The sequence below is a fragment of the Enterobacter sp. K16B genome, from assembly GCF_020216105.1.
GTDB classification, from domain to species: Bacteria; Pseudomonadota; Gammaproteobacteria; order Enterobacterales; family Enterobacteriaceae; genus Enterobacter; species Enterobacter sichuanensis.
In genome coordinates, this window is sequence record NZ_JAIWJZ010000013.1 from 21,436 (window position 1) to 30,603 (window position 9,168).

At 55.4% G+C, this 9,168-nt stretch carries 7 protein-coding genes; all 7 read right to left on the reverse strand.

The genetic code is table 11. The annotated features are described in order from the left end of the window. Position 1: 1 nt before the first annotated feature. Positions 2-979, reverse strand: coding sequence for an NADH-quinone oxidoreductase subunit NuoH (gene nuoH / locus LDK53_RS03750; protein WP_008500211.1), 978 nt, complete (start codon positions 977-979; stop codon positions 2-4). Continuing rightward, entirely contained in the window at positions 976-3,699 is a 2,724-nt protein-coding gene (gene nuoG, locus LDK53_RS03755; RefSeq protein WP_225284533.1) for an NADH-quinone oxidoreductase subunit NuoG, read from the reverse strand. The genes nuoH and nuoG overlap by 4 nt, the downstream gene beginning before the upstream one ends. A gap of 55 nt (positions 3,700-3,754) precedes the next feature. Next, positions 3,755-5,092, reverse strand: coding sequence for an NADH-quinone oxidoreductase subunit NuoF (nuoF, locus tag LDK53_RS03760; protein ID WP_008500209.1), 1,338 nt, complete (start codon positions 5,090-5,092; stop codon positions 3,755-3,757). Then, positions 5,089-5,589, reverse strand: coding sequence for an NADH-quinone oxidoreductase subunit NuoE (gene nuoE / locus LDK53_RS03765; RefSeq protein ID WP_003861486.1), 501 nt, complete (start codon positions 5,587-5,589; stop codon positions 5,089-5,091). Before nuoE ends, nuoF begins: the two co-directional genes overlap by 4 nt. 2 nt (positions 5,590-5,591) lie before the next feature. Next, on the reverse strand, positions 5,592-7,394 hold the full coding sequence (nuoC, locus tag LDK53_RS03770) for an NADH-quinone oxidoreductase subunit C/D (protein WP_025757183.1): 1,803 nt from the start codon (positions 7,392-7,394) through the stop codon (positions 5,592-5,594). 89 nt (positions 7,395-7,483) lie between these two features. Next, entirely contained in the window at positions 7,484-8,158 is a 675-nt protein-coding gene (nuoB, locus tag LDK53_RS03775) for an NADH-quinone oxidoreductase subunit NuoB (protein ID WP_003861482.1), read from the reverse strand. A 15-nt stretch (positions 8,159-8,173) separates the two neighbouring features. Continuing rightward, a complete protein-coding gene (gene nuoA, locus LDK53_RS03780; protein ID WP_014171000.1) occupies positions 8,174-8,614 on the reverse strand; it encodes an NADH-quinone oxidoreductase subunit NuoA in 441 nt (146 codons plus the stop codon). Positions 8,615-9,168: the final 554 nt, after the last annotated feature.

The following is a 9,168-nucleotide window of genomic DNA, read 5'->3' on the forward strand; positions in this document are numbered from 1 at the left end:
CTTATGGCTGCTGCCAGAGAATGACAGCCGCCGTTACCAACAAGTTGACGAGCGTCAGCGGCAGGCACACTTTCCAGCCGAAGGACATTACCTGGTCATAACGCGGACGCGGTAACGCTGCGCGAATCAAAATGAACATCATCATGAAGAACGCGGTTTTCAGCGCGAACCAGATGAACGGCGGTAAGAACGGGCCATGCCAGCCACCAAAGAACAGCGTTACCATCAACGCGGAAATGGTGACGATACCGATGTATTCGCCCACGAAGAACAGACCGAATTTCATACCGGAATATTCAATGTGGTAACCGTCGGCCAGTTCCTGTTCGGCTTCTGGCTGGTCAAACGGGTGACGGTGACACACCGCCACGCCCGCGATAGCAAAGGTAATAAACCCAAAGAACTGCGGAATAACGTTCCAGATGTCAGCCTGGTTGTTGACGATGTCGGTCATGTTGAATGAACCGGCCTGCGCCACCACGCCCATCAGGGAGAGACCCAGGAACACTTCGTAGCTCAGCGTCTGCGCAGACGCACGCATCGCACCCAGCAGCGAGTATTTGTTGTTACTGGACCAGCCTGCGAACAGCACCGCGTAAACCGCGAGGCCTGCCATCATCAGGAAGAACAGAATGCCGATGTTCAGGTCAGCCACTACCCAGGTCGGGCTGACCGGAACGATAGCAAATGCCAGCAGCAGCGAGGTGAAGGCGATCATCGGTGCCAGAGTAAAGATCACGCGGTCCGAGAAGCGCGGGATCCAGTCCTCTTTAAAGAACATCTTGATCATGTCCGCGACCAGCTGGAGTGATCCACCCCAGCCCACGCGGTTCGGTCCGTAACGGTTCTGGAACAGACCGAGCAGACGACGTTCACCAAAGCTCATGAACGCGCCGCAGGTGACCACCACCAGCAGGATAACAATCGCTTTCAGAATGCTCAGCAGGATGTCGATAAGATCCGGCGTTAACCAACTCATGCTTTTGCCTCCTGCAGATTATCAAGACGCGCACCCGCCAGAACCGGCGCGATGCCAGGCATACCCATCGGCAGACCCACCTGCCCTGCAGTCAGACTTTCCGAGATAATCAGCGGCAGGCTGATAGTCTGGCCGTCGTAGCTGAAGGCAATGTTCGCACCCGCGTTGACGCCAAGCTTTGCGGCGTCCGCCGGGTTGAGCTTGATGTACGGCTGCGGCATACGGGTCTGGAGGACCGGAGAACGCTGGGACAGCTCGTCACTACCGAACAGATGGTAGTAAGGGGCGATACGCCAGCTACCGTCCTGCGCCTGGAAGCTCGCCGGCACGGTGGTGAAGAAGTCCAGACCGGTTTCAGAGGCTTCAATCAGACGCACGCCCGGATCTCCGTGGCGCAGTGAACCGCCCACTTCAGCCTGGAACTTGTTCCATGCCTGCGGGGAGTTCCAGCCCGGAGCCCATGCGAATGGGATCTGTGAACGCGGCGCAGACGGCTGGTTGTTCCCTTCCATTGAGAAGGCGAACATGGTGTCTTTATCCTGCGGCTGGCGCGGTTCGTGTACGCTGATATTGGCACGCATTGCGGTACGACCGCTGTAACGGTGCGGTTCACGCGCCAGTTTCTGGCCGCGAATACGGAAGCTTGCTTCAGGTGCGGCATCTTTAATGCCTGCCAGCTGAGGCAGTTTTTCCACCACCGCGTCGATAACGTGGTCAAGCTGCGTCCAGTCCACTTCACGGCTCTGCACGGTGCTGTGCAGGGAGTGCAGCCAGCGCCAGCTTTCCAGCATCACGGTGTTGCTGTCGTAATATGCCGGGTCGTAAACCTGGAAGAAACGCTGCGCGCGGCCTTCGTTGTTGATAACGGTACCGTCGCTTTCTGCGAAGCTTGCCGCAGAGAGCACCAGGTGCGCTTTATCCATAATCGCGGTGCGCTGATGGTCGATAACCATCACCAGCGGCGCTTTAGAGAGCGCGGCGTCTACGCGTGCGGCAGAAGCGTGGCGATGCAGATCGTTTTCCAGCACCACAACGGCGTCAGCGGCACCGGATTCCAGTTCGCTTAACGCTTCTTCCAGCGAGCCGCCGCCAATCATACCCAGACCGATGCTGTTTACCGCACGGGCAATCATGGTCACACCAACGTCGGCACCGCGGCCTTTCAGGGCTTTGGCAACGTTCGCTGCAGCCTGAATGATCTCGGCGCTTCCGGCGTTAGTCCCGGAAATAATCAGAGGTTTCTTCGCACCCGCCAGCGCCTGAACAATCACGTCGACCTTGTTTTGCAGGTCACGATCCAGTTCAACGGCTGGGGAGTTGCTGTCCAGCGCGTGGGCAATGGCAAAGCCAAGACGCGCCTGATCTTCAACCGGTGCGCAGTAGGTCCACGCCGCGATATCGTCCAGACGGGTATTGTCTACGTTCGTCACAAACAGAGGATGCTTCGCGCGCTGGCCGATGTTGAGAATTGCCGCAATCTGCCAGTCAGCCACTTTCTGTGCCGCTGCCATTTCACGGGCTTTACCTTTCACCGCCTGACGAACCGCCAGAGCCGCACGAGCGCCGGTCTGCGTCAGATCTTCACCCAGCACCAGGACCGCATCATAGGATTCGATTTCACGCAGCGCAGGGGTATGAATACCGCCTTCACGCAGCACTTTCAGTACCAGCTGCAGACGTTCCTGCTCGCCCTGGGCGATACCGGTATAGAAGTTTTCCGCACCCACCAGCTCGCGCAGCGCGAAGTTGCTTTCGATGCTGGCGCGCGGGGAGCCGATACCGATCACTTTCTTCGACTGGCGCAGAATGTCTGCCGCGCCCTGCATCGCCTGTTCAGCGTTCAGGGTAATGAAGTCATCGCCACGGCGCTGAACCGGCTGACGCGGACGGTCTTTCAGGTTCACATAGCCATAGCCGAAACGACCGCGGTCGCACAGGAAGTAGTGGTTAACGGTACCGTTGTAACGGTTTTCGATACGACGCAGCTCGCCGTAGCGCTCACCCGGGCTGGTGTTACAGCCCAGCGAACACTGCTGGCAGATGCTTGGCGCAAACTGCATGTCCCATTTACGGTTGTAACGCTCGGAGTGGGTTTTGTCGGTGAACACGCCGGTCGGGCAGATTTCCACCAGGTTACCGGAGAATTCGCTCTCAAGCACCCCGTCCTCCGGACGACCGAAGTAAACGTTGTCATGCGCACCATAGACGCCCAGATCCTGACCGTCTGCGTAGTCTTTGTAGTAACGCACGCAGCGGTAGCAGGCGATGCAGCGGTTCATTTCGTGAGAGATGAACGGCCCCAGATCCTGGTTACGGTGGGTACGCTTGGTAAAGCGATAGCGACGGAAGCTGTGACCGGTCATTACGGTCATATCCTGAAGGTGGCAGTTACCGCCCTCTTCACAGACCGGACAGTCGTGCGGGTGGTTGGTCATCAACCATTCCACAACGCTTTCGCGGAACTGTTTGGCTTCTTCGTCATCAATCGAAATAAAGGTGCCTTCGGTGGCTGGCGTCATACAGGACATCACCAGGCGACCACGCGTGTCTTCCGCGTTTTGATATTGCTTCACCGCACACTGGCGGCAAGCACCGACGCTGCCCAGCGCCGGATGCCAGCAAAAATACGGAATATCAAGGCCGAGCGACAGACAAGCTTCCAGCAGGTTGTCCGCCCCGTTGACCTCATATTCTTTGCCGTCTACATGAATCGTAGCCATTAGCATGCTTCCAGTTGGCTCAGTCGAAACCGAGCGTTAATCAAAATTCTTGTCGTTACCAGCGCGCTTTCAGCAGGTTCGGCTGAATCCCATTAATCGCATGGGTATTGCTGAACGGCTGCTTGATGCCTGCTTCGAATTCGTCGCGGAAATATTTAATCGCGCTCTGCAGCGGTTCGACAGCACCTGGTGCGTGGGCACAGAAGGTTTTGCCCGGACCTAAGAATCGACACAGTTGCTCAAGTGTCTCGATATCGCCAGGCTGGCCTTCGCCACGTTCGATTGCACGCAGTATCTTCACGCTCCACGGCAGACCATCACGGCAAGGTGTACACCAGCCGCAGGACTCACGGGCGAAGAACTCTTCCAGGTTACGCACCAGCGATACCATGCCGATCTCGTGGTCGACGGCCATCGCCAGCGCCGTGCCCAGACGGCTGCCTGCTTTACCAATGCTTTCGAATTCCATCGGCAGGTCAAGGTGCGCTTCGGTCAGGAAGTCTGTCCCTGCCCCACCCGGCTGCCAGGCTTTGAATTTCAGGCCATCGCGCATGCCGCCAGCGTAGTCTTCAAGAATTTCACGTGCGGTGGTACCGAACGGCAGCTCCCAGACGCCAGGATTTTTCACGCGGCCGGAGAAGCCCATCAGCTTGGTACCAGCATCTTTGCTTGAGGAGATGCCCTGATACCACTCCACGCCGTTGGCGAGGATTGCCGGAACGTTACACAGGGTTTCGACGTTGTTTACGCAGGTCGGCTTACCCCATACGCCGGAGCTTGCCGGGAATGGCGGCTTGGAACGCGGGTTCGCACGGCGGCCTTCCAGGGAGTTAATCAGCGCGGTCTCTTCACCGCAGATATAACGCCCGGCACCGGTGTGCACGAAGAGCTCGAAGTCAAAACCAGTGCCCAGAATGTTTTTGCCAAGCAGGCCCGCTTCGGTGGCTTCCGCAATCGCGCGACGCAGGTTTTCTGCTGCTTCGATGTACTCACCGCGCAGGAAGATGTAACCACGGTACGCTTTCAGCGCAAACGCGGAGATCAGCATGCCTTCCACCAGCAGGTGCGGCAGCTGCTCCATCAGCAGGCGGTCTTTATAGGTGCCCGGTTCCATTTCATCGGCGTTACACAGCAGGTAACGAATGTTCATGGATTCGTCTTTCGGCATCAGGCTCCACTTCAGGCCGGTGGAGAAGCCCGCGCCGCCGCGGCCTTTCAGACCCGACTCTTTCACCGCGTTAACGATGTCGTCCGGCGCCATGCCGCCGAGGGCTTTACGCGCACCGGCATAGCCGTTTTTGCTCTGGTATTCGTCGAGCCATACCGGCTGTTTATCATCGCGCAGACGCCAGGTCAGCGGATGGGTTTCAGCAGTACGAATTACAGTTTTCATTTGTACTGCTCCAGCAGGTCAGGAATCGCTTCCGGCGTCAGATGGCTGTGAGTGTCCTCATCAATCATCATGGTCGGCCCCTTGTCGCAGTTACCCAGGCAGCAGGTTGGCAGCAGAGTAAAGCGACCATCAAAGGTGGTCTGGCCCGGCTTGATATTGAGTTTCTTCTCAATGGCAGCCTGAATGCCCTGATAACCGGTAATGTGACAGACAACGCTGTCGCAGTAGCGGATCACATGGCGGCCTACCGGCTGACGGAAGATCTGGCTGTAGAACGTAGCTACGCCTTCTACGTCACTTGCCGGAATACCCAGCACTTCTGCAATCGCATAGATCGCCCCATCCGGCACCCAACCACGCTGTTTCTGTACGATTTTCAGCGCTTCAATGGACGCCGCACGCGGGTCTTCGTAGTGGTGCATCTCGTGCTCGATGGCGGCACGCTCTGCTTCACTCAGCTCAAAAGCCTCGGTTTGTGGTTGTTGATTCTCGTGCATAATTAGCGGTCCACATCTGACATAACAAAATCGATACTACCCAGATACACAATCAGGTCGGAGACCAGACTGCCGCGAATGGCGGAAGGGATCTGCTGCAGGTGCGCGAAGCTTGGCGTACGCACACGGGTACGGTAGCTCATGGTGCTGCCGTCGCTGGTCAGGTAGTAACTGTTAATACCCTTGGTCGCTTCAATCATCTGGAAGGATTCTTGCGCCGGCATGACCGGACCCCAGGAAACCTGCAGGAAGTGGGTGATCAGGGTTTCGATATGTTGCAGCGTGCGCTCTTTCGGTGGCGGCGTGGTCAGCGGGTGATCCGCTTTGAACGGGCCTTCCGGCATGTTGTTGAGGCACTGCTCAAGGATGCGCAGACTCTGACGCAGCTCTTCCACTTTCAGCATCACGCGGGTGTAGCAGTCGGAAACACCGCCGCCCACCGGGACTTCAAAGTCGAAGTTCTCGTAGCCAGAGTAAGGACGCGCTTTACGCACGTCGAAATTAATACCGGTCGCACGCAGACCCGCACCTGTTGTCCCCCACTCCAGCGCTTCTTTCGCGCCGTAGGCCGCAACGCCCTGGGAACGCCCTTTCAGGATGGTGTTACGCAGCGCGGCTTTCTCATAGGAGGCCAGACGTTTTGGCATCCAGTCGAGGAACTCACGCAGCAGTCGATCCCAACCACGCGGCAGATCGTGTGCCACACCGCCGATACGGAACCAGGCAGGGTGCATACGGAAACCGGTAATCGCTTCCACCAGATCGTAGATTTTCTGACGGTCGGTAAAGGCGAAGAAGACCGGGGTCATCGCGCCGACGTCCTGAATGAAGGTGGAGATATACAGCAGGTGGCTGTTAATGCGGAACAGTTCTGACAGCATCACGCGGATGACGTTAACGCGATCCGGTACGGTAATACCTGCCAGTTTCTCAACGGCCAGCACGTATGGCATCTCGTTTACGCAGCCGCCGAGGTACTCGATACGGTCGGTATACGGAATGTAGCTGTGCCAGGATTGACGCTCGCCCATCTTCTCAGCACCACGGTGGTGGTAGCCGATGTCAGGAACACAGTCGACAATCTCTTCGCCATCAAGCTGAAGAATGATACGGAAGGCACCGTGCGCAGACGGGTGGTTCGGACCGAGGTTGAGGAACATGAAGTCCTCGTTGTCGGTACCGCGCTTCATGCCCCAGTCTTCTGGCTTGAAGGTCAGGGCTTCCATCTCCAGATCCTGCTTGGCTTTGGTCAGCTCAAACGGGTCGAATTCAGTAGCACGTGCCGGGTAGTCTTTACGCAGCGGGTGGCCGGTCCAGGTCTGCGGCATCATGATGCGCGTCAGATGCGGGTGACCGTCGAAGGTCATGCCGAACATTTCCCAGGTTTCACGCTCATACCAGTTGGCGTTCGGGAAAAGTTTGGTGAGCGTCGGCAGATGCATGTCGTTTTCAGACAATGCCACCTTGAGCATGATATCCGTATTACGGTCTATTGAGATCAGGTGGTAGAAAACGGAAAAATCCGCAGCAGGGAGACCCTGGCGGTGGGTACGCAGACGTTCATCCATGCCGTGTAAGTCAAACAGCATGACGTACGGTTTTGGCAATTTCTTGAGGAAATCGACAACTTCCAGCAATTGCTCACGCTTCACCCAAACAACGGGTACCCCGGTGCGGGTAGCCTGAACAGTAAAGGCATCCGGCCCAAAACGGTTGCGCAGTTCGCCAATGACTGGGTCATCCAGATGATCCCGTGTCTGCCAGGCGGCTTCTTGCGCGGTTAAGTCGGTCATATTGTTCACCATTGCAAATGGTCCGTGGTGACTGTTGAGCCTGGCTTCGCGCTATTTGAGTAGTGATATGCGAAGGTGTTCTCCAGGCCTACAGGCGCAAATTAAATTTCGTCAGGCGTACGCAGATTGGTGACGGCAATACGTTCACCACGTTTACGCTCGCGCTCAGACTGCATGTTCGCGCGATACACACCCTGATCGCCAACAACCCACGATAGTGGGCGACGTTCTTTACCGATAGACTCCTGCAGCAGCATCAGCGCCTGCATGTAAGCTTCCGGACGTGGCGGACAACCCGGGATGTAGACATCCACTGGGATAAACTTATCTACACCCTGCACGACAGAATAGATGTCGTACATACCGCCAGAGTTTGCACATGCGCCCATGGAGATAACCCATTTTGGCTCCAGCATCTGGTCATAAAGACGCTGAATAACAGGTGCCATCTTGGTAAAGCAGGTACCGGCGACCACCATCAGGTCAGCCTGACGTGGGGAAGCACGCAGTACCTCTGCCCCAAAACGCGCAACGTCATGCACCGCAGTGAATGACGTCACCATTTCAACGTAGCAGCAAGAAAGGCCAAAGTTGTAAGGCCAGATGGAGTTCTTACGACCCCAGTTGACCATATCGTGCATGGCATGCTCGAGTTTGCCCATGTACACGCTTTTATTGACTTCTTGCTCCAGGGGGTCGGTTACGATCTCCTGTTTTTGCAGGGGGTAACGGTCATTCTCACCGTTAGGATCTATGCGGGTGAGCGTATAATCCATCTTATTGCCTCGCTGTTACTGCTGACGATTAGAGATACTGTTTTCCGGGTTGATATGTTCACGACGTGAACGCGCAGGCGTCCAGTCAAGCGCGCCAATACGCACCAGATAAACCAGACCGGCCAGTAGCACTAAAATGAAAATTGCGGCCTCGACAAAGCCCACCCAACCACTTTCGCGGATGGAGGTTGACCATGCGAAAAGGTAAAGCGCTTCCACGTCGAAGATGACGAAGAACATGGCTACCAGATAGAACTTGGCAGACAGGCGTAAGCGAGCGGAACCGACCGAATCAATACCTGATTCGAAAGGTGTGTTTTTGTGCCTTGCGCGGGCGCGACCGCCCAGGAACCAGCCGCCGACTAACATCAGGCAGCACAGGCCAATGGCTACAATAAGAAAGATTGCGAATGCCCAGTGATGAGCGATGACTTCTGTGGATGTTGACATACTCATTGCTTACTCATCAAAAGTGATACCAACGACACTGCTCTTGCTGGCAGATGGGCATCACATCGATTCATGGGGAGGAACAAATAACCTTACACTAACTGTCAGAAATGAGACGTAGACAGCAAAATGATGGGGTTTTTTACTCCTTTCTATAACCTATTGTCAACTTTAACAAAGGTTTCTTCACATTAAATTACATCGAGCGATTCTCATTAACATTTGGTGCCCTTTAACCCTGGTGGGTACATGACTTTCCGTCAAATGTATGTTGTTGAATCGTGTCCGTTTCGGAAGTAAAAAAAATAACCCTCCTATTTTGACAGGATTTGCCAACGATTCCTCCCCCCAAATAGGAGTATTTTCTTGATCTGAGACACGCTTTTGTTAATTCAACCTGGAAAACGGCAACATCTTTCCTGTTTTATTAACATAGGTGACATAAGGATGAAGTGAGAACAGAAAATGGATAAGTTTTGAGCGAAATGATTTATATTATTGAAATGTAATATGAATTCTTAAAACCCATGCTTCCGAAGCGGGTATTATTGCGAAAAAAA

Coding starts and splice junctions, on each gene's coding strand:
- nuoH (WP_008500211.1), bottom strand. CDS start 979: ATGAGTTGGTTAACGCCGGATCTTATCGACATCCTGCTGAGCATTCTG.
- nuoG (WP_225284533.1), bottom strand. CDS start 3,699: ATGGCTACGATTCATGTAGACGGCAAAGAATATGAGGTCAACGGGGCG.
- nuoF (WP_008500209.1), bottom strand. CDS start 5,092: ATGAAAACTGTAATTCGTACTGCTGAAACCCATCCGCTGACCTGGCGT.
- nuoE (WP_003861486.1), bottom strand. CDS start 5,589: ATGCACGAGAATCAACAACCACAAACCGAGGCTTTTGAGCTGAGTGAA.
- nuoC (WP_025757183.1), bottom strand. CDS start 7,394: ATGGTGAACAATATGACCGACTTAACCGCGCAAGAAGCCGCCTGGCAG.
- nuoB (WP_003861482.1), bottom strand. CDS start 8,158: ATGGATTATACGCTCACCCGCATAGATCCTAACGGTGAGAATGACCGT.
- nuoA (WP_014171000.1), bottom strand. CDS start 8,614: ATGAGTATGTCAACATCCACAGAAGTCATCGCTCATCACTGGGCATTC.